Below are 357 nucleotides of genomic sequence, written 5' to 3' on the forward strand. Positions count from 1 at the left end.
AATTGTTCTTTGGCGATAAAGGGATCAATCCCGTTGGTTCCACCCACGGCAACTGCCCGACAATTTGTCAGCTCCACAGGACGTTCCAATTGATGGTCTTGTAGCCACTGTTCAGTTTTTTCATGCATGGGTCTGTCTTGACCTAAAGCATAATTAAGGGCGCTCGCTGCACTTGCGCCATTGCTTATTTTTGCAATTGTTGCCATAACTCTTGATACCCCTTTTGAGCTTGAGCGAGTACTCCGTATGTATAGCGTAAAGCCTCGATCAGCTCTTTATCTTGGTTGTCCATCCGATCGAATTGATTGAGTTTCTTGGCGATTTGATTTAAATTGGTTCCTTGTTTTGAGAGTTCTA

1 protein-coding gene and 1 pseudogene are annotated in these 357 nt (G+C 44.0%); both read right to left on the reverse strand.

Annotation, left to right across the window (positions count from 1 at the left end; all coding sequences use genetic code 11):
• Window positions 1-206: pseudogene (locus HFD15_RS14070) on the reverse strand (relaxase/mobilization nuclease domain-containing protein); the annotation flags it as partial.
• The coding region (gene mobC, locus HFD15_RS14075) for a plasmid mobilization relaxosome protein MobC (RefSeq protein WP_167595259.1) at window positions 185-357 on the reverse strand (173 nt) is incomplete at its 5' end. The gene mobC and the pseudogene HFD15_RS14070, both read right to left, overlap by 22 nt.

It is taken from the genome of Lactococcus sp. EKM203L, from assembly GCF_011800585.1.
GTDB classification, from domain to species: domain Bacteria; phylum Bacillota; class Bacilli; order Lactobacillales; family Streptococcaceae; genus Lactococcus; species Lactococcus lactis.